The sequence below is a fragment of the Bradyrhizobium sp. 191 genome (assembly GCF_023100985.1).
Classification (GTDB): domain Bacteria; phylum Pseudomonadota; class Alphaproteobacteria; order Rhizobiales; family Xanthobacteraceae; genus Bradyrhizobium; species Bradyrhizobium diversitatis.
This window is the reverse complement of sequence record NZ_CP064692.1, coordinates 5,308,500-5,334,023: the sequence shown is the minus strand read 5'-3', so window position 1 is coordinate 5,334,023 and position 25,524 is coordinate 5,308,500. Positions and strand designations below refer to the sequence as shown.

General features: G+C 64.7%; 25 protein-coding genes. 13 read left to right on the top strand and 12 right to left on the bottom strand.

Annotated elements, in window-relative coordinates; all coding sequences use genetic code 11:
* The first annotated feature begins 65 nt into the window (after positions 1-65).
* The 7 genes from IVB23_RS24785 (at position 66) to IVB23_RS24755 (ending at position 7,657) form a co-directional block, all read left to right on the top strand.
* Positions 66-908: a fumarylacetoacetate hydrolase family protein gene (locus tag IVB23_RS24785; RefSeq protein WP_247800395.1), complete on the top strand. Its 843-nt coding sequence runs from the start codon at positions 66-68 to the stop codon at positions 906-908.
* A 154-nt stretch (positions 909-1,062) separates the two neighbouring features.
* Positions 1,063-1,674, top strand: a complete 612-nt coding sequence (locus IVB23_RS24780; protein WP_247800394.1) for a glutathione S-transferase family protein — start codon at positions 1,063-1,065, stop codon at positions 1,672-1,674.
* A 23-nt stretch (positions 1,675-1,697) separates the two neighbouring features.
* Positions 1,698-2,885: a serine hydrolase gene (locus tag IVB23_RS24775; protein WP_247800393.1), complete on the top strand. Its 1,188-nt coding sequence runs from the start codon at positions 1,698-1,700 to the stop codon at positions 2,883-2,885.
* A gap of 16 nt (positions 2,886-2,901) precedes the next feature.
* Positions 2,902-3,768 carry an MBL fold metallo-hydrolase gene (locus IVB23_RS24770; RefSeq protein ID WP_061881069.1) on the top strand — a complete coding sequence of 289 codons (867 nt, stop codon included), beginning with the start codon at positions 2,902-2,904 and terminating at the stop codon, positions 3,766-3,768.
* Positions 3,769-3,894: 126 nt separating this feature from the next.
* Positions 3,895-5,043, top strand: a complete 1,149-nt coding sequence (locus IVB23_RS24765) for an alpha/beta hydrolase (RefSeq protein ID WP_247800392.1) — start codon at positions 3,895-3,897, stop codon at positions 5,041-5,043.
* Between the two features lie 66 nt (positions 5,044-5,109).
* The gene (gene mbfA / locus IVB23_RS24760; RefSeq protein WP_197966632.1) at positions 5,110-6,081 is read left to right on the top strand and encodes an iron exporter MbfA; all 972 of its coding nucleotides are present in this window, start codon (positions 5,110-5,112) and stop codon (positions 6,079-6,081) included.
* A 103-nt stretch (positions 6,082-6,184) separates the two neighbouring features.
* Entirely contained in the window at positions 6,185-7,657 is a 1,473-nt protein-coding gene (locus IVB23_RS24755) for an amidase (protein WP_247800391.1), read from the top strand.
* A gap of 146 nt (positions 7,658-7,803) precedes the next feature.
* Here the strand turns inward: IVB23_RS24755 and IVB23_RS24750 are convergent, their stop codons facing one another.
* From IVB23_RS24750 to IVB23_RS24740, 3 genes are all read right to left on the bottom strand, one after another.
* Positions 7,804-8,892 (bottom strand): Zn-dependent alcohol dehydrogenase, encoded by a 1,089-nt coding sequence (locus IVB23_RS24750; RefSeq protein WP_061881073.1) that lies wholly within the window; start codon positions 8,890-8,892, stop codon positions 7,804-7,806.
* Between the two features lie 77 nt (positions 8,893-8,969).
* Entirely contained in the window at positions 8,970-10,754 is a 1,785-nt protein-coding gene (locus IVB23_RS24745) for an acyl-CoA dehydrogenase family protein (RefSeq protein WP_247800390.1), read from the bottom strand.
* Positions 10,747-10,908: a hypothetical protein gene (locus IVB23_RS24740; RefSeq protein ID WP_156505202.1), complete on the bottom strand. Its 162-nt coding sequence runs from the start codon at positions 10,906-10,908 to the stop codon at positions 10,747-10,749. The genes IVB23_RS24745 and IVB23_RS24740 overlap by 8 nt, the downstream gene beginning before the upstream one ends.
* A 67-nt stretch (positions 10,909-10,975) precedes the next feature.
* Here IVB23_RS24740 and IVB23_RS24735 point away from each other — a divergent pair, with 67 nt between their 5' ends.
* The 3 genes from IVB23_RS24735 to IVB23_RS24725 all read left to right on the top strand — a co-directional run bounded on the left by IVB23_RS24735 (position 10,976) and on the right by IVB23_RS24725 (position 12,881).
* The gene (locus IVB23_RS24735) at positions 10,976-11,677 is read left to right on the top strand and encodes an SDR family NAD(P)-dependent oxidoreductase (RefSeq protein WP_247800389.1); all 702 of its coding nucleotides are present in this window, start codon (positions 10,976-10,978) and stop codon (positions 11,675-11,677) included.
* Positions 11,678-11,802: 125 nt separating this feature from the next.
* Positions 11,803-12,633: an enoyl-CoA hydratase gene (locus tag IVB23_RS24730; protein ID WP_247800388.1), complete on the top strand. Its 831-nt coding sequence runs from the start codon at positions 11,803-11,805 to the stop codon at positions 12,631-12,633.
* 77 nt (positions 12,634-12,710) lie between these two features.
* Positions 12,711-12,881, top strand: a complete 171-nt coding sequence (locus IVB23_RS24725; RefSeq protein ID WP_197966627.1) for an RNA polymerase sigma factor region1.1 domain-containing protein — start codon at positions 12,711-12,713, stop codon at positions 12,879-12,881.
* Positions 12,882-13,027: 146 nt separating this feature from the next.
* Here IVB23_RS24725 and IVB23_RS24720 read toward each other — a convergent pair whose 3' ends face one another.
* The gene (locus IVB23_RS24720) at positions 13,028-13,651 is read right to left on the bottom strand and encodes a GNAT family N-acetyltransferase (RefSeq protein WP_197966626.1); all 624 of its coding nucleotides are present in this window, start codon (positions 13,649-13,651) and stop codon (positions 13,028-13,030) included.
* Positions 13,652-13,717: 66 nt separating this feature from the next.
* Positions 13,718-13,921: a DUF1127 domain-containing protein gene (locus IVB23_RS24715; protein ID WP_197966625.1), complete on the bottom strand. Its 204-nt coding sequence runs from the start codon at positions 13,919-13,921 to the stop codon at positions 13,718-13,720.
* A 110-nt stretch (positions 13,922-14,031) separates the two neighbouring features.
* On the opposite strand from IVB23_RS24715, the gene IVB23_RS24710 reads away from it, so the two are divergent.
* Both IVB23_RS24710 and IVB23_RS24705 read left to right on the top strand, forming a co-directional pair.
* Positions 14,032-14,931 carry a transcriptional regulator GcvA gene (locus tag IVB23_RS24710; RefSeq protein ID WP_247800387.1) on the top strand — a complete coding sequence of 300 codons (900 nt, stop codon included), beginning with the start codon at positions 14,032-14,034 and terminating at the stop codon, positions 14,929-14,931.
* 144 nt (positions 14,932-15,075) lie between these two features.
* On the top strand, positions 15,076-16,407 hold the full coding sequence (locus IVB23_RS24705; RefSeq protein WP_247800386.1) for an MFS transporter: 1,332 nt from the start codon (positions 15,076-15,078) through the stop codon (positions 16,405-16,407).
* A gap of 160 nt (positions 16,408-16,567) precedes the next feature.
* Here the strand turns inward: IVB23_RS24705 and IVB23_RS24700 are convergent, their stop codons facing one another.
* Genes IVB23_RS24700 through IVB23_RS24690 form a run of 3 tightly spaced genes read right to left on the bottom strand, consistent with a single transcriptional unit; the run spans position 16,568 to position 19,174 of the window.
* A complete protein-coding gene (locus IVB23_RS24700) occupies positions 16,568-16,981 on the bottom strand; it encodes a Rieske (2Fe-2S) protein (RefSeq protein WP_061881081.1) in 414 nt (137 codons plus the stop codon).
* Positions 16,981-18,090: an amidohydrolase family protein gene (locus tag IVB23_RS24695; protein WP_247800385.1), complete on the bottom strand. Its 1,110-nt coding sequence runs from the start codon at positions 18,088-18,090 to the stop codon at positions 16,981-16,983. The genes IVB23_RS24700 and IVB23_RS24695 overlap by 1 nt, the downstream gene beginning before the upstream one ends.
* A gap of 25 nt (positions 18,091-18,115) precedes the next feature.
* On the bottom strand, positions 18,116-19,174 hold the full coding sequence (locus IVB23_RS24690; protein WP_247800384.1) for an amidohydrolase family protein: 1,059 nt from the start codon (positions 19,172-19,174) through the stop codon (positions 18,116-18,118).
* A gap of 143 nt (positions 19,175-19,317) precedes the next feature.
* Here IVB23_RS24690 and IVB23_RS24685 point away from each other — a divergent pair, with 143 nt between their 5' ends.
* On the top strand, positions 19,318-19,800 hold the full coding sequence (locus tag IVB23_RS24685) for a CinA family protein (protein WP_247800383.1): 483 nt from the start codon (positions 19,318-19,320) through the stop codon (positions 19,798-19,800).
* A 165-nt stretch (positions 19,801-19,965) separates the two neighbouring features.
* On the opposite strand, the gene IVB23_RS24680 is transcribed toward IVB23_RS24685, so the two are convergent.
* From IVB23_RS24680 to IVB23_RS24665, 4 genes are all read right to left on the bottom strand, one after another.
* Positions 19,966-20,241: a DUF1488 family protein gene (locus tag IVB23_RS24680; RefSeq protein ID WP_247800382.1), complete on the bottom strand. Its 276-nt coding sequence runs from the start codon at positions 20,239-20,241 to the stop codon at positions 19,966-19,968.
* An 80-nt stretch (positions 20,242-20,321) separates the two neighbouring features.
* Positions 20,322-21,791, bottom strand: coding sequence for an AMP nucleosidase (locus tag IVB23_RS24675; protein ID WP_197966619.1), 1,470 nt, complete (start codon positions 21,789-21,791; stop codon positions 20,322-20,324).
* A 159-nt stretch (positions 21,792-21,950) separates the two neighbouring features.
* Positions 21,951-23,285 carry an HlyD family type I secretion periplasmic adaptor subunit gene (locus tag IVB23_RS24670; protein WP_247800381.1) on the bottom strand — a complete coding sequence of 445 codons (1,335 nt, stop codon included), beginning with the start codon at positions 23,283-23,285 and terminating at the stop codon, positions 21,951-21,953.
* A gap of 160 nt (positions 23,286-23,445) precedes the next feature.
* Positions 23,446-25,194, bottom strand: coding sequence for a type I secretion system permease/ATPase (locus IVB23_RS24665; RefSeq protein WP_197966617.1), 1,749 nt, complete (start codon positions 25,192-25,194; stop codon positions 23,446-23,448).
* Between the last annotated feature and the right edge of the window lie 330 nt (positions 25,195-25,524).

Below are 25,524 nucleotides of genomic sequence, written 5' to 3'. Positions count from 1 at the left end.
ATTTCCTGCCGCCCTGTTCCATGAAGCTGTTAACCGACCGGTCCAATCTCCAGGGAGAAACGAGAATGAAGCTTGTTCGTTACGGCGAGAAGGGTGCGGAAAAGCCCGGCCTGATCGACAGATCCGGCCAGCTGCGCGACCTGTCGGCGCATGTGAAGGACCTCACCGGCGAAGCCTATTCGCCCGAGTCCCTGAAGAAGCTGGCGGCGCTCGATCCCGCCACGCTGCCCGCCGTTTCCGGCAAGCCGCGGTTCGGCGCGCCCGTCACCGGCATCTCGAAATTCGTGGCGATCGGCCTCAACTACAGCGACCATGCCAAGGAGACTGGCGCCGACATTCCGAGCGAGCCGATCATCTTCATGAAGGCCAACACCTCGCTGTCGGGTCCGAACGATCCGGTCGAGAAGCCGCGCGGCTCGACCAAGCTCGACTGGGAGGTCGAGATCGCCGCCATCATCGGCACCCGCGCGAAATACGTCTCGGAAGCCGACGCGCTGAACCATGTCGCCGGCTATTGCGTCTGCAACGACGTCTCCGAGCGCGCGTTCCAGATCGAGCGTCTGGGCCAGTGGACCAAGGGCAAGTCGCACGACACGTTCGGCCCGCTCGGCCCGTGGCTCGCGACCAAGGACGAGATCAAGGACGTGCAGAGCCTGTCGATGTGGCTCGACGTCAACGGCCAGCGCCGCCAGACCGGCTCGACCAAGACCATGATCTTCTCCATGGCCAAGTGCATCTCCTACGTCTCGCAGTTCATGACCCTGCTGCCCGGCGACGTCATCACGACAGGCACTCCGCCCGGCGTCGGCCTCGGCATGAAGCCACCGACCTTCCTCAATGTCGGCGACGTCGTCACGCTCGGCATCGAAGGCCTCGGCGAGCAGCGCCAGGAGATCGTGGCGGCGTAAGACGCGCGCGCATCATACACCGTCGTCATGCCCGGGCTTGACCCGGGCATCCACGTCTCACAGTCTGACCACGACGCGACGCGTGGATGGCCGGGTCAAGCCCGGCCATGACGAGGAGACACCGTTCGCACAAGACCGAATGCAGGACATCCTCATGAAACTCACCTTCTCCCCCGCCTCGCCCTTCGCCCGCAAGGTGCGCATCGCCGCGATCGAGCTCGGGCTGATCGACAAGATCGAGTTCGTGCCTGCGGCGGTGACGCCGGGCACGGCCAACGAGGATTATTCGAAGATCACGCCGCTGAAGAAGCTGCCGGTGCTGATCACCAATGATGGCGACGTGATCCTGGATTCCTACGTGATCGTCGAATATCTCAATGAGATGGCCGGCGGCAGCCTGATCCCCGATTACGGCCCGCGGCGCTGGAAGGCCAAGACCAACCACTCGCTGATCAACGCCATGCTCGATTCCATGCTGCTGTGCCGCTACGAGAAGATGGTGCGGCCGCAGGGCCTGCAATGGCAGGCGTGGTCGGACGACCACTGGAACCGGGCCTGGACCGGCATGGCGCGCTTCGAGAACATGCCGGAGGTGCTGAACGGCCCGTTCGACATCTCGCAGATCGGCCTCGTTTGCGTGCTCGGCTATGCCGACTTCCGCTTCGCCGATTGCGGCTGGCGCAAGGCCTATCCCAAGCTCGACGCCTTCCACCAGAAGATGCTGGAGCGGCCGTCCGTGAAGATCTCGGTGCCGCCGGCAGCGTAGCGGAATACGCCGGGAGAATGACGGTGCGCGATCGCTTCTCCCTCACAAGTCTCAGTGCGAGCCTCGTGCTCGCGCTCACCGTTTCAGCCACCCATCTGCGGGCCGAGAGCATGCCGCCGGGACAAGCCGATCAGGCCTGCGGATCACCATCATCGGTCGACGATGGCTGGGAGATCGCCTCGCCCGACAGTGTCGGCATGAACACTGCGCAGCTGTGCACCCTCGCAGCGCGGCTCGCGCAGCGGTCAACCGCGGTCCATTCGGTCGTCGTCGCCAGGCATGGCAAGCTGGTTTTCGAACAGTATTTTGCCGGCTATGATCAACCCTGGGGACAGCCCGACGGCCAGTACGAGTTCGCTGCGACGATCAGGCACGACATGCGCTCGGTATCCAAGAGCGTGACCTCGCTGCTGGTTGGAATCGCGATTGATCGCAAGCTCATCGCGGGCGTAGATGTGCCCGTCCTGAAATTCTTCCCCGACTACGCAACCGTGAAGCAGCCGGGATGGGACGCCATCACGATTCGCCATCTGCTGACGATGTCCTCCGGCTTCAAATGGGACGAGGCGCGGGCCTGGACCGATCCAAAAAACGACGAACCGCGTCTCGTCACCGAGCCGGATCCCCTCGGCTATGTGCTGTCGCGACCCATCGCTGCACCGCCGGACACATTGTGGAACTATAGCGGCGGCAGCACGGAGCTGCTCGGCAACATCGTCGAGCGCGTCTCGAAACAGTCGCTGGAGGCGTTCGCGCGCGAGGCGCTGTTCCAGCCGCTCGGCATCACCGATGTCGAATGGAAGGCCTATAAGAACGGCAAGATCGCAGCGGCTGCGGGCCTGCGCCTGCGACCACGCGATGCGGCCAAGATCGGCCAGCTCGTGCTGAGTCGCGGCCAGTGGAACGGCCGACAAGTCGTCCCGGCCGACTGGATCGCGCAGTCGATCACGCCGCGTTTCCAAGCGGTCGGCCTTTTCGGCGGTACGCTGTTCTACGGCTATCAATGGTGGATGGGCCGCTCGCTCGCCGGTAGCAAGGAGATCAAATGGGTTGGTGCCTTCGGCTGGGGCGGACAACGCATTTTCATCGTGCCCGGTCTTGATCTCGTCATGATGACGACTGCTGCGCAGTACGGCCAACCGAAGGAAGGCCTGGCCGCGATCGACATCCTCTCCAATATCGTCATTCCATCCGTGCACGACGCACATTGATACCCGGGAAGCTTTTATGAGCCTGAAGTTCTCAGTCGGCGATCTCACCATCCATCGCGTCATCGAGCAGGAGACCTCGTTCGTCCCGGCGCTGGAGATGCTGCCAGCATTGACGCCGGACGTGCTGGCCGAGAACCGCGCGTGGATGCGCGAGGCGAAGGCGCTGGACGAAGAGGACGTGCTGCTGCTGTGCTTCCAGTCCTACGTGGTGAAGACGCCACATCACACCATTTTGGTCGACAGCTGCATCGGCAACGACAAGCCGCGGCCGCGGCCGAAATGGAACATGAAGACCGACGATACCTATCTGCGCGGGCTCGATGCCGCGGGGTTCTCGGTCGACGACATCGACTTCGTGATGTGCACGCATCTGCATGTCGATCATGTCGGCTGGAATACGCGGCTGGAGAACGGCCGCTGGGTGCCAACCTTCCCCAAGGCGCGCTATCTGTTCGCCAAACAGGAATTCGATCACTGGTTCGCGCAGAACGCCAAGACGGAGATCCCGCCCTTCGCCGACAGCGTGTTGCCGGTGGTCGAGGCGGGGCGCCATGAGCTCGTTGGCAACGACCACCAGATCGGCGATCACGTTCGCATCCTGCCGACGCCCGGTCACACGCCCGGCCATATCGCCATCACGATGGGGCGCGGCAAGGACGATGCGGTGTTCTCCGGCGATCTCATGCACTCGCCATTGCAGACGCTCTACCCCGAGCTGTCGATCAAGTTCGACGTCGACCCAGCCAAGGCAGCCACGACGCGCCGCAGCTTCCTGGAGCGCTATTGCGACGCCGACACGCTGTGCTGCACGGCACATTTCCCCTCGCCGTCGGTCGGCAAGATCAAGCGCAAGGGCAGCGGATTCGTTTGCGCGGCGGTGTAGCGCAAGCGGTCTTCCTGCTTCCTCCCGTCATGCCCGGGCTTGTCCCGGGCATCCACGCTCTTACAATCCATCGATCACGAAGAACGTGGATGGCCGGGACAAGCCCGGCCATGACGAGGAAACAACATGCCTGATCTGCCCGACATTCCCCTCCCCGCCGGCATCCGCTCGCGTACCATCGACGGCATCAACGGCTTGCGCGTGCATGTGCTCGAGGCGGGATTCGAGACCAGCGGACGGCGCTGCATCCTGCTGCTGCACGGCTTTCCCGAGCTTGCGTTCTCCTGGCGCAAGGTGATGCCGGCGCTGGCTGCGGCCGGCTACCACGTGATCGCGCCGGATCAGCGCGGCTATGGACGCACGACGGGATGGAGTGCGGAATACGACGGCAATCTCGCCCCGTTCTCGCTCTTCAATCTGGTGCGTGACGCGCTCGCCCTGGTGTCGGCGTTCGGCTACAGGCAGGTCGATGTGGTCGGGCATGATTTCGGCAGCCCGGTCGCGGCCTGGTGCGCCTTGATCCGGCCAGACGTGTTTCGGTCGGTGACGATGATGAGCGCGCCGTTCGGCGGACCGCCGCCGCTGCCGTTCGGCACCGCGCATGCGCCGGCTGAGCCTGCGGCCGAAGACGCGGTCCATCGCGAGCTCGCCGCGCTGCCGCGTCCGCGAAAGCACTATCAATGGTACTATTCGACGCGCGAGGCGAACGCCGACATGCACGGCGCACCGCAGGGCCTGCATGATTTCCTGCGCGCCTATTATCATCACAAGAGCGCGGACTGGACCGGCAACAAACCCTATCCGCTGGCGTCGTGGTCGGCGGGCGAGCTGGCGAAGCTGCCGACCTATTACGTGATGGACCTGAACGAGACCATGGCGGAGACGGTCGCGAAGGAGATGCCCTCGCCGGACGCGATCGCCGCCAATCGATGGCTGCCGGACAGCGACCTCGCCTACTACAGCGCCGAATATGGCCGCACCGGATTCCAGGGCGGGCTGCAATGGTATCGCTACGGCACCTCGGGCACGATGAACAACGAGCTGCAGCTGTTCGCGGGCCGCAGCATCGACGTGCCCTCGTGCTTCATCTCGGGCAAGCAGGACTGGGGCACTTATCAGCGCCCGGGCGTGTTCGAGGCGATGCAGGCGCGCGCATGCACGAAGATGCTCGGCTGCCATCTCGTCGACGGCGCCGGCCATTGGGTGCAGCAGGAGCAGCCGGCCAAGGTGAGCCGGTTGCTGCTCGACTTCCTCGCCAAAGCCCGCGCCGCATGATTTGACCGGGGAACCGCGGCCTCCTATATAGTTTAGAATAATTCTAAATTAGGAAGACAGGCCGCCGTGAAGAATTTTGCCGATCTGACCGAGCGCGAAGTGCTGGCGGTTGCGATCTCCTCCGAGGAGGAGGACAGCCGGATCTACATGACCTTCGCCGAGGATCTGAAGGAACGCTATCCCGACTCCGCGAAGCTGTTCGAGCAGATGGCCGAGGAAGAGCGCGGCCATCGCCACATGCTGCTGGAGATGTACGAGCAGCGCTTCGGCCAGCATCTGCCGCCGATCCGCCGCGAGGACGTCAAGGGTTTCCTGCGTCGCCGTCCGATCTGGCTGACCAAGAACCTGCCGCTCGACACCATCCGCCGGGAAGTCGAGACCATGGAGCTCGAGGCCGAGCGCTTCTACGCCAAGGCCGCCGAGCAGGCCGAGGACGTCAACGTGCGCCGGCTGCTCGGCGACCTCGCCGAGGCCGAGAAGGGTCACGAGCACACCGCCGCCAGGCTGACCGACGAGATCCTGAGGCCCGACGTGCGCGCCGAAGAGGACCGCACGCGCCGGCGGATGTTCGTGCTGCAATATGTGCAACCGGGACTTGCCGGCCTGATGGACGGCTCGGTCTCGACGCTCGCGCCGCTGTTTGCGGCCGCCTTTGCCACGCATCAGAACTGGCAAACCTTTCTGGTGGGCCTTGCCGCCTCGATCGGCGCCGGCATCAGCATGGGATTTGCGGAAGCGCTCTCCGACGACGGCTCGCTCACGGGGCGCGGCTCGCCCTGGCTGCGCGGCATCACCTGCGGCGCGATGACGACGCTCGGCGGGCTTGGCCACACCGCGCCCTATCTCGTTCCCGACAGCTGGGCCAATGCGTTCTGGATCGCGACGGGAATCGCCTGTGTCGTCGTGTTCTTCGAATTGTGGGCGATCGCCTTCATCCGCTCGCGCTACATGGACACGCCGTTCCTCCAGGCGGTGTTCCAGATCGTTCTCGGCGGCGCCATCGTGCTGGCGGTCGGGATCGTGATCGGGGCGGCGTAGGAGCCACACTGTCCCACTGACATAGCAATCGCCATCAAACAGCCGTTGCCGCGTTCGGCCAAACTGCGCATCATCCTCCAACAACCAGAGCGGGAGATGCGCCGTGGCCAAATCGGAATGGAGTTTCAAGAGTGCGGTCGAGCTGTCGGCCGCATTGAGCGCGAAGAAGGTCTCCGCGGTCGAGCTCACGCAGGATGCGATCGCGCGCATCGAACGGCATGACGGCAGGATCAATGCGGTCTGCGTGCGCGATTTCGGCCGCGCGCTCGTCGCGGCGCGCGAGGCGGACGCGGCGTTGGCGCGCGGCGAGCGCAAGCCGCTGCTCGGCCTGCCCGTGACGATCAAGGAATCCTTCAACATCGCCGGCCTGCCGACGACCTGGGGATTCGTGCCGCAGAAGGACTTCAAGCCTGTGGAAGACGCGCTGGCGGTGACCCGCATCAAGCAGGCTGGCGGCATCATTCTCGGCAAGACCAACGTGCCGGTGGGTCTCGGCGACTGGCAGAGCTACAACGACATCTACGGCACCACCAACAATCCCTATGATCTCGGCCGAACACCGGGCGGATCGTCCGGGGGATCGTCGGCGGCCCTTGCCGCAGGCTGTTGCGCGCTCGCCACCGGCTCCGACATCGGCGGCTCCCTGCGTGTGCCGGCATTTCACTGCGGCGTCTTCGCGCACAAGCCGACTCTCAATCTCTGCGCGGCGCGGGGCGAGACCCCGCCGCCGTTTCCAGCCATTCCGCGCGAGGGCGACCTCGCCGTCATCGGGCCGATGGCGCGCACGGCGGCAGATCTTTCCTTGCTGCTCGACATCATGGCCGGACCGGATCCGCTGGATGCCGGTGTCGCCTACAAGCTCGACTTGCCCGTTGCACGGCATCAATCATTGCGGGACTTTCGTGTCCTGGTGATCGACAGCCATCCGCTGCTGCCGACCGACCGGGATGTCCGCGGCGCGATCGACAAGCTCGCAACCGATCTTGCGAAGGCCGGCGTGACCGTCACACGAGAGAGCCCGCTGCTCCCGGACTTCGTGGAGACGTCGCGGCTTTACATGCGCATGCTGCTGAGCTTCCTCGGCGCGTTCTTACCTCCCGACGAGCTGGCGGACTCGCAGGCCCGGGCGAGCCAGTTGTCGCCCGAGGATCGCAGCCTCGGCGCGGAGCGACTGCGTGGCATCACCGCAAGCCACCGCGCCTGGGTGCTCGACGCCGGCAGCCGCGCCGGCCTGCGGGCGCAATGGCGCGCGCTCTTCAAGAGCTTCGACGCGGTGATCTGCCCGATCATGCCGACGCCGGCCTTTCCGCATGACCATTCGCCGGAGCAGCGTCTGCGGCGTATCAGCATCGACGGCAAGGACTATCCCTATTCCGACCAGCTCGCCTGGCCGGGCATTGCCACGCTTCCGGGGCTGCCTGCGACGGCCGTTCCGCTCGGTCTGTCGAATGACGGCCTGCCCGTCGGCGCTCAGATCGTCGGTCCGTGGCTGGAAGATCGCACGCCGCTCAAGCTCGCCGAGCTGATCGAGCGCGAGTTCGGCGGGTTCGTGCCGCCGAAGATGTTCGATGATTGATTCCTCCACGTCATTGCGAGCGAAGCGAAGCATCCAGACTACCTCCGCGGAGAATCATGGATTGCTTCGTCGCATCAGCGCAAAATTGCTTCGCAATTTTGTCGCGAGCTCCTCGCAATGACGTAGCGAAAACAGCGATACTGAAATCAACTATCGAACACAATCACGCTACGCAGCGTCTTGCCGGCTTTCATGTTGGCAAAGCCCTCGTTGATCTCGCTCAGCTTCAGCTTGGCCGAGATCCAGTCTTCGAGGTGCAGCCGGCCGCGCAGGTAAAAATCGACCAGGCGCGGCATGTCCACGCGAAAGTGGTTGGAGCCCATCGAGGAGCCCTGGATCTTGCGCTCGCGCAGGAAGTCGAAGCCGTGCAGCTCGATCTTCTGGCCGAACGGAATCATGCCGACGATGGTGGCGGTGCCGCCCGAAGCGAGCATGCCGAACGCCTGCTCGGCGGTCTCCTTGCGGCCGAGCACCTCGAAGGAATGATGCACGCCGCCATTGGTGAGGTCGCGCACCTGCTTCACGACGTCACCATCCGCCGGGTTGATGATATCAGTCGCCCCTAACTTGGTCGCGAGCTGGAGCTTCGCCGGATTGGTGTCGATGGCGATGATGCGGCCGGCGCCCGCGATCTGCGCGCCGTTGATTGCGGCCATGCCGACGCCGCCGCAGCCGATCACGGCCACGGTCTCGCCCGCCGTCACCTTCGCCGTGTTCACCACCGCGCCATAGCCGGTGATGACGCCGCAGCCGATCAGCGCGGCGAGATCGAGCGGCATCTCCTTCCTGATTTTGACGATGGCATTCTCGTGCACCAGCATCTGCTCGGCGAAGGAGGAGAGGTTCAGGAACTGGTGCAGCTTCTCCGGCTTCGACCATTGCATCCGGTTGGAGACGCCCGGCAGCATCTTCACCGTTGTGTCGGTGCAGAGCACGGTACGGCCCGTGGTGCAGTTGTCGCAGGTGCCGCAGAACACGGACAGGCAGGTGACGACGTGGTCGCCCGGCTTGACGTAAGTGACGTCGGAGCCGACCTGCTCGACCACGCCGGCGGATTCGTGCCCAAGCACCGCCGGCAGCGGATGCGGATAGAGCCCTTCCATGAAATGCAGGTCGGAGTGACAGAGGCCGGCGACCGCGGTGCGGATCAGCACCTCGCGCGGACCGGGCTTCGGCAGGCTGATGTCCTCGATGACGAGCGGCTGGTTGACTTCGTGGAGGACGGCGGCCTTCATTAGCGTTCCCTCATTGTTATGTTTATCGTTGCGTGCGGGGACTTCACCTCTCCCATCGGGAGAGGTGAAGGGAGAGCCTACGCCGCCAAAACCAGTTCGCCAACCTCGCTCATGCTGCCTGCGCGATCGCCGAGCAGCAACGCGGCGATCTTCGCTTGCGCGGCATTTTCCGTCAGCCGGAACGGATCGCTCGGCAACACGCGATGATTGATGACGAGGCGCGACAGTAGCAGGCGGCGCGCATCGCCGCGCATGTCGTGGATGCGATGCGCCTCCCAGGCGAAGGCGACCGCGCTCGCGACATGATAGAGCAGGCTGGTGGCGCGGCGCGCCTCCGCCTCATTCTCGGACTTGCTTGCGACCTCGCGCGCAAAGCCGACGGCGCGATCGGTGAGATCGCGCAGACGGTCGCGCCAGGCCTGCGGCACGGAGGCGCTGTCGTCGAGCCGGGCGTGCAGATCGGCCGCGAGCGCGGACTCCGCGCCGTGGCGACCGACCGCGCGCCTCAAGGCGTCGATCGCGACGATGTTGCCGGTGCCCTCCCAGACCGAGCCGAGATGCGCATCGCGCAGCAGGCGAGCGGTGGCGAATTCCTCGATATAGCCGATGCCGCCGCGCATCTCGAGCGCATCGCCGCAGACGTTGCGCGCATCGCGCGTGGCGCGGAATTTCAGCGTCGGGGTGAGAATGCGCAGGAGCGCCGCCGCATCCTGACTTCCGGCTTCGGCGCGATCGAGCGCATCAGCGGTGAGAAAGCTCATCGACAGCGCCTGCTCGACCGGGAGCATGATCTTCAGCATCTGACGCCGTCCGAGCGGCAGGTCGATGATGCGGCTGCCGAACACCACGCGGTTCGTCGCCACCGTCATCGCGTCGTGATAGGCGCGGCGCATCAGCGCGGTGGATTTGACGCCGTTGGACAGGCGCGAGGAATTCACCATCTCGGCCATCTGCACAAAGCCGCGGTCGAGCTTGCCGACCGCGTAGGCGACCGCGCCTTCGAGCTTGATCTCGCCCGAGGCCATCGAACGGGTGCCGAGCTTGTCCTTGAGGCGCACGATCCGGTAGTGGTTCTGCGTGCCGTCGTCGAGCAAGCGCGGCATCAGGAACAGGCCGACGCCGCGCGTTCCCGGCCCGGCGCCTTCGGGGCGCGCCAGCAGCATCACGACTTTCGCATCGGCATTCGAGCAGAACCACTTTTCGCCGTAGAGGCGCCAATGGTCGCCCTCCTGCACCGCGCGCGTGGTCAGGGTGCCGACATCGGAGCCGCCCTCCTTCTCGGTCATGAACTGGCCGCCTTGCGTCAGCTTGCTCATGTCGGTCGAGGTCAGGCCGTCGAGATATTTTGCCTTCAGCGCCTCGCTGCCGAATTTTGCCAACAGCTTGGCGCAGCCGTCGGTGACGTTGATCGGGCAGCCCATGCCGAATTCGGTCTGGTTGAACAGGAAGGTGAAGGCGTGCTTGGCGACGACGGGATATTTGTCCGGCCAGCCCATGATGCCCTTGCGGATCGAGAGCGCGTGGATGCCGAACTCGCCGAACGCGGCGTTCTCCAGTTCGCGATAGGCCGGGTGGTATTCGATCCACTGCACGTCACGGCCGAACTTGTCGCGCTGGTGCAGAACGGGCGTGTGCCGATCCGCGAGCCGCGCGCACTCGTCGAGATGGCCGCCGGCGAGCGCGCCGAGACGGTCGAGATGCGGCTCGATATGACGGAACAGCGTATCAGGCAGATGAATGCGCAGGAGATCGGCGAGCGCCGGATCGGCGCGGTAGAAATTCATGCCTGACGTATCGGGCGCCAGCAGGCCGGAAGGTGCGGCCGCGGCATTTTGTGGCTGCGCTGTGACCGGCTTATGCATGTTCGTCCTCTTCGTTTCCGTCCGACGGCAATTCTTTGCGCTTGCCGCTTTGGATGATGTCGATCATGCTCCAGTCGCGGAGAGCGATAAAGCCGCAAAATATCAGGGCGGCATGATCGCCGTGGAGGAGCAATTCGCTCTGCGGAACTGTCATCGTCCCGGCTGGTTCTTCGCACAGCCCACGCATAGATCAGCGGCTCCTGCTTCCGAGAGATCACGCCATGGAACATCCGAAATACAAGATCGCTCTCATCGTCGGTGCCGGCGAAGGCCTGAGCGCCTCGCTGGCGCGACTGCTCTCCGCCCAGGGCATCCGCGTCGCGCTCGCCGCGCGAAAGATCGAGAAGCTCGGCGCGCTCTGCAGCGAGACCGGCGCCAAGGCCTATGCCTGCAACGCCACCGAGCCCGACGAGGTCGAACGGCTGTTCGGCCTCGTCGAGCGTGAGATCGGAACGCCCGACCTCGTCGTCTACAATGCCAGCGGCCGCTCGCGCGGGCCTTTCGTCGAGCTCGTTCCGGCCGATGTCGCGCAGGCGATTGCGGTCAGCGCCTATGGCGGCTTCCTGGTCGCGCAGCAGGCGGCCAGGCGCATGCTGCCGAACAAGCACGGCGCGATCCTGTTCACCGGCGCCTCCGCCAGCGTCAAGGGCTATGCGCAGTCGGCCCCGTTCGCGATGGGCAAGTTCGCGCTGCGCGGCCTTGCGCAGAGCCTGGCGCGCGAATTGTCGCCGCAGGGCATCCATATTGCGCATTTCGTCATCGACGGCGGCATCCGCAGCGCGGCGCGAATTGAACCGGCGGATAAGCCGGATTCGATGCTCGATCCCGACGCGATCGCGCAGAGCTACTGGAACGTGTTGCAGCAACCGCGCAGCGCCTGGAGCTGGGAGCTGGAGCTGCGGCCCTGGGTGGAGAAGTTTTGAGGCGATAATGTCGCCACAACAACCGTCATTGCGAGGAGCCCTTGCGACGAAGCAATCCAGGGCTGTCTCCGCGGATACATTTCTGGATTGCTTCGCTTCGCTCGCAATGACGGCAGGGAGGATCAATGACCACGGAAACCACGATCGACACCGGCACCAGTGAACTCCTCTGCGTCGTCCGCGACCGCGTCGCGATCATCACGCTGAACCGGCCGGAGGCGCGCAATGCGCTGTCGGACGCGTTGACGCCGGCGCTGCGCACGATGATCCGGAGCTGCGGCGAGGACCCCGGTGTCGGCGCGCTGCTGCTGACCGGCGCGGGCGAAGCGTTCTGTGCCGGCGGCAACGTCAAGGGCATGGGCGCGCATCGCGATCCGAAGAAGCTCGACATGTCCTTCGACGACAAGGTCGCCGATCTCCAGGAGCAGCAGCGGCTGCTCACGGGCGCGCTGGTGTCGGTGCGCAAGCCGACCATCGCGGCTTTGCCCGGGCCCGCGGTCGGCGCCGGGCTCGCCATCGCCATGGCCTGCGACATCCGTATCGCCGCGCAATCGGCCTTCGTCGCCACCGGCTATGCCCGCATCGCGCTCAGCGGCGATTACGGCATCGCCTGGCTGCTCACCCGCCTCGTCGGCACCGCGCGGGCGCGCGAGCTGATGTTCACCGGCGATCGCGTCGATGCGGCGCGTTGCGAAGCCATCGGCCTCGTCAACCGCGTGGTGCCTGACGACACATTGCAGGCCGAGGCGTTCGCGCTGGCAAGATCGCTCGCCGAAGGCCCGCGCCTGGCGCTGCGCTACATGAAGGACAATCTCGACGAGGCCGTGCTGTTCGATTTCGAAACCGCCAGGGATCACGAAGCCGAGCGCCTGATCCGCCTGACCACGACCGCGGATCACAAGGAGGCGGTGCAGGCCTTCATCGAGAAGCGCAAGGCGGTGTTCACGGGGAAGTAGCGGCACTCCATCCGGGCTACGCGGTCCGAACCATTCGACCATTCCATATAGTAGAGACCCTATTTTGAGAGTGCTGAATGGATTGGTCTGAAGTGGTCCGAAAGGCCGCCATCCTGGCGGAGAAGACGGGCTATGTTACGTTCGATCAACTCAACGAGTTGATCCCGTCAGCTGAGGCGGAACCGGAAGACATCGATGCCATACTCACCGCTCTAAGCGAGCGGGGTATCTGGATCGAGGAAGAATAGGCCTTATCGTAGCTCGGATGGAGCGAAGCGTAATCCGGGAAGGTCTGCGCTTGGGGCCCGAATCCCGGATTGCGCTACGCTCCATCCGGGCTACGAAGAACAAAAAAAGCCCGGCTCTGGCTTTGCCAGGCCGGGCTGCAGTGGTGTCAGGCCGAGGCTGAGGGGCTGTCGGCCTGACGGGAAAGGGCGGCGAGGCGCCAGCTCGCGCAGGGAATGTCCTTCGGCGCGACGCTGATCTCCTTGTCGAAGCGCACCAGCTTCCAGTCGTCGGGATGGTTGACGAAAGCGAAGCCGGATTTGCGCGCGAGCGAGACCATCGCCTCGTTGGAACGCAGCGTGTCGCCGAACATGTGCTCGGCGCCAAGCGCGGCGGCGCGGCATTCGAGGTTCTTCATCAGCGCGGTGGCGATGCCGCGGCCCTGCCAGCGATCGTCGACCGACAGGCCGAACTCGAGAGTCGCGGTCTCGGCATGGAAGGCGTAGCGCGCTTCGGCCACGATGGTCTCGAAGCCGTCGACCATCATGGTCGCAACGATCGTGAAGCGCTCGCCCTCACCGACCCGAAGGAAGTCGTGCAGCAGGCCCTGCGGCAGCTCGCTGATCGCGCCGAAGAAACGGTTGTAGCGGGAACGGGTCGAGAGCGAGCGGAAATAGTGCTGGAGCTCGTCGGTGTCGCGCGGCTCGACGAAGCGAACGTTGAGCGCCGTGCCGTCGCTTGTGCGCAGCCTGTCCGAATATTGCTTCAGATCTTCGAGGCGAAGGATGCTCATGACACATGCCGTTCAAAAAGGGACCGCCGGCGCCCCACAGTCAGGCGGCGCCGGCCTGGCGGCCTATCAGGCCCGCCAGAAGGGCTTGTCGGCCTCGTAGGCAATATCGGACCAGGACAGCCCGACGTCGTGGAGGTCGCGGGCGGTCCAGTTGGTCAGCTCGCGCCGGGTCCGGTAGCGCTCGTGCCAGACATGGAGGACCTCGCCGATCTGGTAGAGGAGGCCGTGTGCATGATGATTTGTCATCGAATTGTCGGTCAATGTAGACATTTTCAGCTCCTGGAGCTAAGTTGACTGCTAATATCTGCCTTCTGCTGCGCCGCGACAAACGACAATTTGTACCTTTTCGCATGAAATAACGTCATGCATCCTGCTGCCAAATGACTGCCAGATTGCCCTCCCTGAACGGATTGCGAGCGTTCGAGGCCGCCGCGCGCCATCTCAGCTTCACGCTGGCAGCCAGTGAGCTGAACGTGACCCAGACCGCGATCAGCCATCAGATCCGCAGGCTGGAGGAGGAGCTTGGCATCCGCCTGTTCATCCGGCAGAACCGCGCGCTGGCGCTGACGCCGGAGGCGCGCGATTACCTGCCGGGCGTCCGCGCCGCCTTCAACGATTTGCGCCTGGCCACCGACCGCCTGTTGCGGAAGGAGGACGACAAGGTGCTGACGGTGTCGACGCTGGCATCGCTCGCGGCCAAATGGCTGCTGCCGCGGCTGACCGATTTCCAGGAGCAGCACCCCGGCATCGACGTGCGCATCACCACCTCGACCAGCCTCGTCGATTTCCAGCGCGACAATGTCGATGCCGCGATCCGCTATGGCCGCGGCCAGTGGCCGGGCCTGCGCGCCGACTGGCTGATGGCGGACGAGCTGTTTCCGGTATGCAGTCCGTCACTGCTGCGCGGCGACAAGCCGCTGCGCCGGCCCGAGGATCTGCGCAACCATCCGCTGCTGCACACCTCGAACGCCAACAGCGACGACTGGCGGCTGTGGCTGACCGCGGCGGGCCTGCCGGCGGACATCGCGCGGCATCCGGGCATCACCTTCGACATGATCTTCATGACCATCCAAGCCGCGATCGACGGCATCGGCGTGGCGATGGGACGGACCTCCTACGTCCAGGACGACATCGCCAAGGGCCGCCTCGTTGTGCCTTTCAAGATCGCGCTGCCGGCCGATGCCGGGTTCTACCTGGTCGCGCCGGAGGGCCGCCGCGAGGCGCCGAAGCTTGCCGCGTTCCGGCAATGGATCGTCGCTGCAACGCAAAATAAAGTCTGAAAAATCATCAGCTTCCTCCGGAATACCGGTTGACTCGCTCCGCTGCGCGCGGGATGGGGTATGACAGATTGTCGCAGCATCAATCTGTCGCCTTGCCGTGCAATGCATTTCGGCCCGGCCGCGTCTTTCCAAGGGAGCAACGTCATGGCTGGACCAGCCGCCTCAACCAATCCGGCCGCGATCAAGTCGCGCGTCGGCGCGATCCTGCGCGCAACCAGCGGCAATTTCCTCGAACAGTTCGACTTCTTCCTGTTCGGCTTCTATGCCGCCGCGATCGGCAAGGCGTTCTTCCCCTCGACCAACGAGACCGCCTCGCTGCTTAACACGTTCGGCGTGTTCTGGCTCGGCGCCTTGATGCGACCGGTCGGCGCGATCGTGCTTGGTGCCTATATCGACCGCATCGGCCGCCGCCAGGGCCTGATCGTCACGCTCGGCATCATGGCCTTCGGCACGATCGTCATCGCGTTCTGCCCGAGCTACGCAACCATCGGCATCGCAGCGCCGATCATCGTGCTGATCGGCCGGCTGCTGCAAGGCTTCTCGGCCGGCGTCGAGCTCGGCGGCGTATCGGTGTATCTCGCGGAGATCGCCACGCCCGGCAATCGCGGCTTCTACACCTCGTTCCAATCGTCGAGCCAGCAGGTCGCGATCTTCGTGGCCTCGATCCTCGGCTACATCCTCTCCGAGGTGATGCCGGCCGACACCGTGGCCGCCTGGGGCTGGCGCATTCCCTTCTTCGTGGGATGCCTGATCATTCCGCTGATCTTCCTCCTGCGGCGGACGCTGGAGGAGACGCCGGCCTTCCTCGCCATGAAGAAGCATCCCACCGCGAACGAGGTGTTCGCCTCCGCGCTCGCCAATTGGCGCATCGTCGTTCTCGGAATGATGATCGCGATCCTGACCACGACGACGTTCTACTTCGTCACCGTGTACACGCCGACCTTCGGCAAGACCGTGCTGAAGCTGTCGACGCATGACGCGCTGCTGGTCACGCTGCTCGTCGCGGTGACCAACTTCATCTGGAATCCGGTCGGCGGCGCGCTCTCCGATCGCATCGGCCGCAAGCCGGTGCTGATTGCGATCGCCTGCCTGTCGCTGGTGACCGCCTATCCGGCATTGCACTGGCTGGTGGCGGCGCCGACCTTCGGCAAGCTGCTCGCGGTCGAGATGATGTTCTCGTTCTATTTCGGCGTCTACAGCGGCACCATGTTGGGTGCCCTCGTCGAGATCGTTCCGGCGCATGTCCGCACCACCTGCTTCTCGCTGGCGTTTGCGCTTGCCGCGGCCCTGTTCGGCACCTTCACGCCGTTCGCCTCGACCTGGCTGATCGAGCGGACCGGCGACAAGGCCTCGCCCGGCTTCTGGCTGATGTTCGCCGCCCTGCTCGGCATCATCGCGGCCTCGACGGTGTATCGCGGCGGCGGCAAGGTGGCGCCGGCCTATGATGCGGTGCCGGAGCCGGTCGCGGGGCGTTGATGGCTCTTCGCCTCTCCCCGCTTGCGGGGAGAGGTCGGATCGCTCTTGCGATCCGGGTGAGGGGGTACAGGTCCGGCGGGAATCTCATGCGCGGAGAAAGGCCCCTCACCCCAACCCTCTCCCCGTAAGAACGGGGCGAGGGAGCGCACTGCCGGTGCGGCTACAGCTCCACCACCACGTAGTCGCTCTCGATCCTGACCGGGATCGTCTCGGCGACATACGGCCCCTTCACCACGCTCGCGCCCGGCTCGACATGGGCCGGATAGGCCTTCACGCGGAAGCGGCGGGGGTCGCAGTAGGATTGGCCGGTGCGGATGTCGAACTCCCAGCCGTGCCAGGGACAGCGAATGATCTCGCCGAGCTTCGTGTACTCGATCTCGCCGGGATTGTTCGATTGCGCAAGCCCGATCAGCGGGCCCTCGCACAGCGCCGCGCCCTGATGCGGGCAACGGTTCATCAGGCCGAAATACTCGCCCTTGACGTTGAAGATTGCGATCGGCCGTCCGTCGATCTCCAGAAACTTTCGCGTGCCCGGCGGAAGCTCGTCGACCGGCGCGATGACGTGTCTTGCCATCAGGAAACGCCGTAAAGCTTCTTCGCATTGCCGAGATAGAACGCCTCGCGATTGGCTTCGCTGACGCCCGCCGGCAAGACGCGCGACGGTTCGTCATAGTCCCAATGCGGATAATCGGTCGCGAACAGGAGCCGATCCCAGCCGATCCATTTGATGACGTCGAACAGATCCTCGCGGCTTTCAGGATCCTCCATCGGCTGCGTCGTCCACCACACCTGCTCGCGGATATATTCCGACGGCGGCCGCTTCACATGCGGCACCTCGCTCCTGAGCCGCTGCCAGGTCTTGTCGAGTCGCCACGCCAGCGATGGCGCCCAGCCGAAGCCGGCCTCGATCATCACCATCTTCAATTTCGGGAAGCGCTCGAACACGCCTTCCAGCACGAGGCTCGCCAAAGCCGATTGCTGGCACTGCGAGTGGCCCACCATCTCCTCGATGTAGTAAGACGGCCAGCCGGCGGGCGTGATCGGGTTGCCGCCGAAGCCGAAGGCATGGACGCCGACGGGAAGGCCTGCCTCCTCCGCGGCCTGGTAGATCGGCCAATAGCGGCGCTGGCCGAGCGGCTCGACATTGCGGCTGAGCAGCAGCACCTGCACAAAATTCTTGTCGCCGGCGCGCTCGCGGATTTCGGCGGCGGCCGACAGTCCGTCCTCGTTGCCGACCACGATCGAGGCCTTCAACCGCTTGTCCTTGCTGGTCCATTTGTCGATCTGCCAGTCGTTGATCGCCGAGCACAAAGCGGCCGAGAGCTCGTGATTGCGGATGCCCTGCCCGGTGTTGAGCGGATTGAGCACGCCCAGTTGCACGTTGTTGGGATCGAGCAGCTGCTTCTGCATAAAGGCGAGCGAGGAGCCCTGCGGTCCGCCCTCCGGCGGATAGGCATCGCGGCGCGAGGCGTTGGGCTGGGCCTTTGGATAGGGTGGGCCTTCCATCATGCCTTGATAGGCATGGACGCCGTAGACTTCGAGGTGATGCTGCCAGCGTTTGGCGAGGTAGGGGTAGAGCTCGGTGCGGGTCGTGCGTGCCGGATGGATGTCGCAGTCCGCGATCGCGGTTTTGACGGTCAGTGGGGAAGCGGCTTCTTGGTTCTCGCGGAACTGGATATTCATCGCCTTGCCTCCTTTGGCAGCGGGCTCATTTCAGGCGGGGATAGGTTGCATGCGGATTGTCGATCATGATCTTGCGCACGAGATCGGGGGACAGACCTTCGGGCAGCGCGTCCTGGCCGTCGAACTGCCAGTGCGGATAGTCCGTGGAGAATAGGACCAATTCGTCCGACTGCATATGATCAAACAGGCGAATTAATGTCTGAGGTTCCGGCGGCGCATCAAATGGTTGTAACGAGAAGCGGATGTTGCTGCGCACAATCTCCAGCGGCGCGCGATCGACCCATGGGGTCTCCATCCGCACCCCGCGCCAGAACTTGTGCAGGCGCCAGAGATAGGGCGAGATCCAGGACACGCCCGACTCCAGCAGCACCATTTTCAGACGCGGATATTTGGCGAACACGCCTTCCACGATCAGGCTGGTGAGCTGGGTCTGGAACGCCTGGGCCTGCCCCACATAATCCTCGATGTGATAGGATCCCCAGCCCACGGCGGTCGGCGGATTGTGATAGGCGGAACCGGCGTGAATGCCGACCGCGAGTTCCAGACGCTCCGCGGTTTCGTAGATCGGCCACAGCGCGCGCTTGCCGAGCGGCGTGTCGCCCATCACCAGCATCAGGACCTGCACGAAGCGCTTGTCCAGGGCGCAACGCTCGATCTCGACGACGGCCTTCTCGACGCTTTGCGTCGGGATCACGATCGAGCCACGCAGTCGCGCATCGCGATCGAGCCATTCCTTCGCCAGCCAGTCGTTCAGCGCGCGGCAGAAGGCGGCCTGCATGTCCTCGGAGAACACCATCTGCACGCCATAGATCGGATTGCAGATGGCATGCTTGAGCTGGAAGGGATCGAGCACATGGCGCTGCATGTCCGCCACACTCTCGCCCGGCTTGCCCTGCTCGGGCCGCCAGTCGGGCCGTGCCGTAATCGGCGAGTTCTGCGGATAGGATTGCGAGACGAGGTCGACCATGCCGCGCGTCGTCACCTGATCGCGCCAATAATCGTTCAGGTACGGCAGCAGGCTGGTCAGATGCGGCACGGCCGGATGCACATCGCAGTCCACCCCGCCGGCGATCAGGGACGCCATGACGTCTCCTTCACGTTTCCTCGTCAATTCTTGTCTCGTGCCCGCATTCAAGCAGGCCTGCCCGCCGCCCGCAACTCAGCCGGGGCCGCCGGCATATGCTAGGAAGGCGCAGCTCGGTTGCGAAGGAATGAGGGGTTTCAGCGATGAAAGAGCTCGTCGGCATTGCGGAACGGGTCGCGGCCCAACTGATCGCGCGCAAACAGACCGTCGCGGTTGCGGAATCATCGGCCGGCGGCCTGATCTCGGCCAGCCTGCTCGCGGTATCAGGCGCCTCCGCGTATTACCTCGGCGGCGCGGTGGTCTACACCCGCGATGCCAGACGGGTGCTGATGGATATTTCGGATGACGGCATGAAGGGCTTTCGGTCGTCGTCGGAGCCCTACGCGCAGTTGCTGGCCGAGCAGATGCGCAGCCGCTTCAAGTGTGATTGGGGCCTGTCCGAGACCGGTGCCGCCGGCCCCACCGGCAACCGCTACGGCGACGCAGCGGGCCATAGCTGCATGGCAGTCGCAGGACCCGCCGCGGAGGTGATGACGCTGGAGACGGGCAGCAGCGACCGGTTTGCGAACATGCAGGTGTTCGCAGCGACGGCACTGAAGTTGCTGCTGAGGAAGCTGGAGGGGTGAGATGGTGTGCTGCGAGCGAAGCGAGACATTCTCACTACCAACACCACTGTCATCGTCCGGCTTGACCGGGCGATCCAGTACGCTGAGACCGTTGTGATTGAAACGATACGCCGCGCGTACTGGATGCCCCGGTCAAGCCGGGGCATGACAACGGAATATATAAGCCTACTTTCCCAAATGCCGCATGAAAATCCGCACCACATAGCCATGAAAGCGCGGCGCTTCGTCGTAGACGTCCGACGCAATGCGTTCGATGGTTTCGCGCAGCGACAAAAATTGTGCCTGGCGCGCGCTGCTCTCGGTGCCCTGCATGCCCGCGAGCTCGTCCATGGCAGCGTCGCTGATCTGGCACTGCACGATCTCGCCATCGTTCAGCATCGTGAAGCGAAAGGCCAGACGTTCGAGATCATGGCCAATGATCTTGTCGCGCGTGAGCGGCATTGCAAGCGTCCCGGTCGGCCCCCTCGCGGACAATGCGAAAAATTCTCCGGCTTGTCAGCAAGGATGAAGGGGGCCCCGACCTACTGGAACGCGACTTCGGCGAAACTGCGGAGCTTTCGCGAATGCAGGCGCTCCGATTCCTGCTGCTTGAGCCGCTCCAGCGCCTTCAGGCCGATCTCGAGATGCTGGCCGACACGGCGGCGGTAGAATTCGCTGGCCATGCCGGCGAGCTTGATCTCGCCGTGCAGCGGCTTGTCCGAGACGCAGAGCAGCGTGCCATAGGGGACGCGGAAGCGGTAGCCGTTGGCGGCGATGGCGGCTGATTCCATGTCGAGCGCGACCGCGCGCGATTGCGACAGGCGGCGGATCACTTCAGGCCCGGAAATCTCCCAGTTGCGGTTGTCGACGCTCGCCACCGTCCCCGTGCGCATCAGGCGCTTCAGCTCGAAACCCTCGAGCCCGGTGACATCCTCGACCGCCTCCTCGAGCGCGACCTGCATCTCGGCGAGCGCAGGAATCGGCACCCACAGCGGCAGCTCGCGGTCGAGCACGTGGTCCTCGCGCACATAGCCGTGCGCGAGCACGTAGTCGCCGAGGCGCTGCGTGTTGCGCAGGCCCGCGCAATGGCCGAGCATGAGCCAGGCATGCGGCCGCAGCACGGCCACATGGTCGGTGACGTTGCGCGCATTGGACGGACCGGTGCCGATGTTGATCAGCGTGATGCCGCGATAACCTGGCGCGACCAGATGGAAGGCCGGCATCTGCGGTGTGCGCGCGGGGGCAGCGCCCGTCGTCACGCCGCCGCTGCGCGTGACGACGTTGCCCGGTGCGACGAAAGCGTCGAGGCCCGCCTCGCCGGACTGAAGACGCTGCTGGCAGAGCTGCGCGAAGGCGTCGACATAGAACTGGTAATTGGTGAAGATCACGAAGTTCTGGAAATATTCGGAATCGGTGCCGGTGTAGTGATAAAGCCGGCGCAGCGAGTAGTCGATGCGGGCGGCGCGGAACAGGGACAGCGGCTTGGGTGTCCCCGGCTGCAGCTCGAAGGTGCCGTCGGCGATCGCATCGTCCATCGTCGCGAGATCAGGCACGTCGAACGCATCGCGCAGCGATCGCGTGACGGCGGAATTCTCGCTGGTCGTGATGGCGGCTTCGATGTTGATGTCGCGGCGATAGGCGAAGTGGATCGGGATCGGCTCGGTGGATTCGCCGATCTCGACCGGCACGCCGTGGTTCTGGATCAGCAATCCGATCTGCTCGGTGAGATAGCTGCGGAACAGATCCGGCCGCGTCACGCTGGTCTCGTGCACGCCGGGCCCTGCGACGAAGCCGTAAGACAGGCGCGAATCCAGCCGCGCATGCGTCGCGGTAGTGATGCGGACAAAGGGATAATAGGCCCGCATTCGCGTCGTGACGGTCTCGCCATTGACATAGGCCTCGAACCGGTCGCGCAGGAACTTGGTGTTGCGCTCGTAGATCTCTTCGAGACGGGCGACGGCGAGGGACGCGTCGGAGAAGGATTCGGTGGCGATGGAGGGGGGAGATTGCATGGTTCGACCGCCGCTTTGCTTGAAACAAGCGCACTATAGCAGGATCGTAGCCAAGTCGTCATTGCGAGCGTAGCGAAGCAATCCAGAAATCCCACCGCGGAGACAATCTGGATTGCTTCGCTACGCTAGCAATGACGAAAGATGACGCGCGTTCGCGCGTCACTTCTCCCGGAAGGCGCGCATCAGCTGGTCGTGCAGCGGCTTCATCAGATAGGACAGCATGGTGCGGTCGCCGGTCTGGACGAAGGCTTCCACGGGCATGCCGGGGATCATCTTGACGTCGCCGAGCCGGGCGATCTCTTCCGGGGGCATCGAGACGCGGATGGTGTAGTAGCCCTGGCCGGTGCGCTGGTCGGTCGTGACGTCGGGCGAGACGCGGCTGACGACGCCGTTGAGCTCCGGCGTGGTGCGCTGGTTGAACGCGGAGAGGCGCAGCAGCGTCTTCTGGCCGATCTGGAGCTTGTCGATGTCGACCGGATTGACCTTGGCCTCGACCTGGAGATCGTCGGTCTGCGGCACGATCAGCATCAAGGTATCGCCGGCCGTGACGACGCCGCCGACGGTATGCACGGTCGATTGCAGCACCATGCCGTCCTGCGGCGCGCGGATGTCGATGCGGCGGAGCTGGTCTTCGGCAGCGACCTTGCGCTCGATCAGCTCGCCGATCTTGTCGTTGGTCTCGCGCAGGTCCTTGGAGACCTCGCTGACCACGTCCTTGTCGATCTGGATGATCTGGAGCTCGGTCTCGGTGATCTTGCCCTTGGCCTGGGCGCGCGAGGCGATGTACTGCGCGCGCTCGCCGTTGAGACGCGCCGAGTCGCGTTCGAGCTGGGTCAGGCGCGAGATCTGCACCAGGCGCTTTTCGTAGAGCTCGCGCACGCCGGTGAGCTCGTTCTGCACCAGCGCGATCTCCTGGTCCTTGGCCTTCTCCTGGGCGCTGAGACCGGAGATTTCCTCGTTGAGCTGCGTGATGCGCTCGCGCAGCTGCGCCTTCTGCCCGGTGCGGCCGTTGACGCGAACGTCGAACAGCTTGGTTTCGGCCGAGAGCAGCACCTTGACGTCGGGATCGCTGGTACGCTCGAGCAGCGTTTGCGGAAACTCGATGCTGTCGAGTCCGCGCTGCTCGGCCTGGAGTCGCGCCGCGCGCGCCTGCGCGGCGTCGAGATTCTTGGTGACGATGGCAAGGTTGGCCTTGGTCACGGTGTCGTCGAGCCGCACCACGATGTCGCCGGCCTTGACCCGATCGCCGTCGCGGGCGCGCACCTCGCCGACCACGCCGCCGGTCGGATGCTGCACCTTCTTGACGTTCGATTCGACCACGATCTGCCCCGGTGCGATCAGCGCGCCCGAGATCAGCACGGTCGACGCCCAGCCGCCGAGTCCGACGACCAGGACCAGCACGATGACGAGGCCGAGGATCAGATGAAACCTGATGGAATCACCTACAGTCTTCTTGGCGGGGGGCTTCGTTCCGCCGATAGCCAACGTGCTCATCTTTCACCTCTCCCCGCCTGCGGGGAGAGGATCGCGCAGCGATCGGGTGAGGGGGACTCTCCACGAGTCCAACTCTCACCTCCCCTGTCGAGACTCCCCCTCACCCCGACCCTCTCCCCGCAAGCGGGGAGAGGGAGAGGATAAACCAGTGATCGCAGCCTCATGATTTGGCCACTCCGCCTTCGCTGACGATCTTGATCGGTGCCGGCGGCGTCGCGCGCGGCTGCAGCACCTGGGCGAGCACCTGCTCCTTGGGGCCGAACGCCTGCATGCGGCCGTCGCGCAGAACCAGGATCTGGTCGACCGCCTCGACGCCGATCGGGCGGTGCGCCACCACGACGACGATGGCACCGCGTTCGCGCGCGGCACGGATGGCGCGGGTCAGCGCCTCGTCGCCTTCGGTGTCGAGGTTGGAGTTGGGCTCGTCGAGCACGACCAGGAACGGCCTGCCGTAGAGCGCGCGCGCCAGCGCCACGCGCTGCGCCTGGCCCGCGGAGAGCGCTGCGCCCTGCTCGCCCACCTGGGTATTGTAACCCTCGCGCATCTTGATGATCATATCATGCACGCCGGCTTCTTTCGCAGCCGCGATGATGTCCTCGGAGGTCGCCTCAGGATCGAACCGGCTGATGTTCTGCGCGATGGTGCCGCCGAACAATTCGACGTCCTGCGGCAGATAGCCGATGTGGCGGCCGAGCGCGTCGCTCGACCACTGATCGAGCGCCGCGCCGTCGAGCCGTACCTTGCCGCGCACCGGCTGCCAGACCCCGACCAGCGCGCGGATCAATGACGACTTGCCGGAGCCGCTCGGGCCGATCACGCCGAGGCCGTTGCCTGCGGCGAGCGCGAAGGTGACGTCCTGCACCACGAGCCGCTGATCGCCGGGAGGCACCATGGCGACGCCTTCGACCGAGAGCCGGCTGGTCGGCGCCTGCAACTGGGTCGGCATCGCCTGCGCCGGCATCTGCTCCAGCAGGCGGGTGAGGCGGTGCCAGCTCTGGCGTGCGGCGACGAAGGATTTCCAATGCGCGATGGCGAGATCGACCGGAGCGAGCGCGCGGGCGGAGAGGATCGAGCCGGCGATGATGATGCCGGCCGTCGCCTCCTGGTGGATGACGAGATAGGCGCCGACCGCGAGCACGGCCGATTGCAGCATCATCCGCAGTACCTTTGCGATCGCGCCGAGACCGCCGGCGACGTCGCTCGCACGCTGATTGCCGGCGAGATATTTTTCGTTGGCCTCGCTCCAGCGCTGGTTCATCCGTCCGGCCATGCCCATCGACACCATCACCTCGGCGTTGCGGCGGCTGGCCTGGGCGAGATCGTTGCGCTGGGCGGCGAGGCCCATCGCCTCCTTCGCCGGCTGGCGGGACATGAACTCGGTGACCAGCGTCAGCCCGACCAGGATGATGGCGCCGACCAGCGCGGTGACGCCGATCAGGACGTGGAAGGCGAAGCAGATGGCGAGATAGAGCGGCAGCCAGGGCAGATCGAAGAACGCGCTCGGGCCCATGCCGCCGAGGAAGGAACGGACGTTGTCGAGATCGCGCAGCGGCTGGAGGCCCTCGTTGCGGCTGCCGACCAGAAGCGGCAGGCGCACGATGGTGTCGAACACGCGCTTGTTGAGGGCCTCGTCAAGCGACGTACCGATCCGCCCCAGGATGCGGTTGCGAATCATGTCGAGCACGCCCTGCGCCATGTAGAGGAAGCTGGCGAGGATGATGAGGCCGACCAGGGTCGGGATGCTGCGGCTGGGCAGCACCCGGTCGTAGACCTCCAGCATGAAGATCGACCCGGTCAGATAGAGCAGGTTGATCATGCAGCTCATCAAGCCGACGCCGATGAATGCCGTGCGACAAGCGCGCAAGGCGTCACCGAGCTCCGAACGGCGGACGCCAGGGATGGCTGCCATCAGTCTGATCTCTTTCGACTAAGGGGCAAAGCCCCTGATTTCACGGGCAATTCAGGGTACTTGCCCCGGATTAACATCATGTTTGCCCGGCGTCCAACGCAGCCAAGCTCATCCAGAGCCCTGATGAGGCCACATCTACCCCTGATGCCCCCCCGCGCAAGTCCGGAATTTCACAGGCTTGCGGCTTTTTCTTGCAGGCTTTCAGTCTCTTCCGGGAAAACGGAGAGGCTGGAAGTTCCCGCCGCCGAATGCGGGACTAAAGCGCGATGCGATCAGGATGAATCGTCATCGCGCTTTAGCTTGTTGTTTAAGCATGATCTTTTCGGAAAA

Bases quoted from the DNA above. Each gene is read 5' to 3' on its own strand.
- IVB23_RS24735 (WP_247800389.1), top strand. From the start codon at position 10,976: ATGGAACATCCGAAATACAAGATCGCTCTCATCGTCGGTGCCGGCGAA.
- IVB23_RS24690 (WP_247800384.1), bottom strand. From the start codon at position 19,174: ATGGCGTCCCTGATCGCCGGCGGGGTGGACTGCGATGTGCATCCGGCC.
- IVB23_RS24680 (WP_247800382.1), bottom strand. From the start codon at position 20,241: ATGCCGCTCACGCGCGACAAGATCATTGGCCATGATCTCGAACGTCTG.
- IVB23_RS24770 (WP_061881069.1), top strand. From the start codon at position 2,902: ATGAGCCTGAAGTTCTCAGTCGGCGATCTCACCATCCATCGCGTCATC.
- IVB23_RS24720 (WP_197966626.1), bottom strand. From the start codon at position 13,651: ATGAGCATCCTTCGCCTCGAAGATCTGAAGCAATATTCGGACAGGCTG.
- IVB23_RS24665 (WP_197966617.1), bottom strand. From the start codon at position 25,194: ATGGCAGCCATCCCTGGCGTCCGCCGTTCGGAGCTCGGTGACGCCTTG.
- IVB23_RS24675 (WP_197966619.1), bottom strand. From the start codon at position 21,791: ATGCAATCTCCCCCCTCCATCGCCACCGAATCCTTCTCCGACGCGTCC.
- IVB23_RS24765 (WP_247800392.1), top strand. From the start codon at position 3,895: ATGCCTGATCTGCCCGACATTCCCCTCCCCGCCGGCATCCGCTCGCGT.
- IVB23_RS24710 (WP_247800387.1), top strand. From the start codon at position 14,032: ATGACTGCCAGATTGCCCTCCCTGAACGGATTGCGAGCGTTCGAGGCC.
- IVB23_RS24705 (WP_247800386.1), top strand. From the start codon at position 15,076: ATGGCTGGACCAGCCGCCTCAACCAATCCGGCCGCGATCAAGTCGCGC.
- IVB23_RS24740 (WP_156505202.1), bottom strand. From the start codon at position 10,908: ATGACAGTTCCGCAGAGCGAATTGCTCCTCCACGGCGATCATGCCGCC.
- IVB23_RS24725 (WP_197966627.1), top strand. From the start codon at position 12,711: ATGGATTGGTCTGAAGTGGTCCGAAAGGCCGCCATCCTGGCGGAGAAG.
- IVB23_RS24700 (WP_061881081.1), bottom strand. From the start codon at position 16,981: ATGGCAAGACACGTCATCGCGCCGGTCGACGAGCTTCCGCCGGGCACG.
- IVB23_RS24785 (WP_247800395.1), top strand. From the start codon at position 66: ATGAAGCTTGTTCGTTACGGCGAGAAGGGTGCGGAAAAGCCCGGCCTG.
- IVB23_RS24745 (WP_247800390.1), bottom strand. From the start codon at position 10,754: ATGCATAAGCCGGTCACAGCGCAGCCACAAAATGCCGCGGCCGCACCT.
- IVB23_RS24685 (WP_247800383.1), top strand. From the start codon at position 19,318: ATGAAAGAGCTCGTCGGCATTGCGGAACGGGTCGCGGCCCAACTGATC.
- IVB23_RS24730 (WP_247800388.1), top strand. From the start codon at position 11,803: ATGACCACGGAAACCACGATCGACACCGGCACCAGTGAACTCCTCTGC.
- IVB23_RS24670 (WP_247800381.1), bottom strand. From the start codon at position 23,285: ATGAGCACGTTGGCTATCGGCGGAACGAAGCCCCCCGCCAAGAAGACT.
- IVB23_RS24780 (WP_247800394.1), top strand. From the start codon at position 1,063: ATGAAACTCACCTTCTCCCCCGCCTCGCCCTTCGCCCGCAAGGTGCGC.
- IVB23_RS24715 (WP_197966625.1), bottom strand. From the start codon at position 13,921: ATGTCTACATTGACCGACAATTCGATGACAAATCATCATGCACACGGC.
- IVB23_RS24750 (WP_061881073.1), bottom strand. From the start codon at position 8,892: ATGAAGGCCGCCGTCCTCCACGAAGTCAACCAGCCGCTCGTCATCGAG.
- IVB23_RS24695 (WP_247800385.1), bottom strand. From the start codon at position 18,090: ATGAATATCCAGTTCCGCGAGAACCAAGAAGCCGCTTCCCCACTGACC.